Source organism: Rhizobium sp. 01L419, from assembly GCF_056400025.1.
The window spans coordinates 1-451 of sequence record NZ_JBFTSM010000062.1 but is presented as its reverse complement, the minus strand read 5'-3'; the positions used below and the strand labels follow the sequence as shown (position 1 = coordinate 451).

At 65.2% G+C, this 451-nt stretch carries 1 protein-coding gene; it reads right to left on the bottom strand.

Annotated features, from left to right (window positions below; all coding sequences use genetic code 11):
- Positions 1-451 (bottom strand): site-2 protease family protein (locus tag AC1DUP_RS36790; protein WP_477837387.1); only part of this gene is annotated, 451 nt, incomplete at both ends.

The following is a 451-nucleotide window of genomic DNA, read 5'->3' as shown; positions in this document are numbered from 1 at the left end:
CGAGGGGCTCGCCGGCGCTGGAGCTCACGATCAGCTGCATGTCGGCGAACGTCTCGATCTGCCTGCCGTCGACGGTCAGAATCAGGTCCTTCGACAGAAAGCCGGCCTTCTCGGCCGCGCTTCCGGGCTGGACGGCCTCGATCCTCGGTTCGAGAACCTGCCGGCCGCTGAAGTAGTTGAAGCCTGCGAAGATGGCGATCGCCAGGATGAAATTGGCGATGGGGCCGGCAGCCACGATGGCGGCGCGCTTGGCGACATTCTGGTGGGGAAAACTGATCGACCGCTCCGCGGGCGGCATCCGGTCGAGCTCATCCTGATCCGGAACGCTCGCCGCATTGAGGTCGCCGACGAACTTGACGTAGCCGCCCAGGGGAATCGCGCAGATCTTCCAGCGGGTGCCCTTCCTGTCCGTCCATCCGACCAGCTCACGCCCAAAGCCGATCGAGAAGGC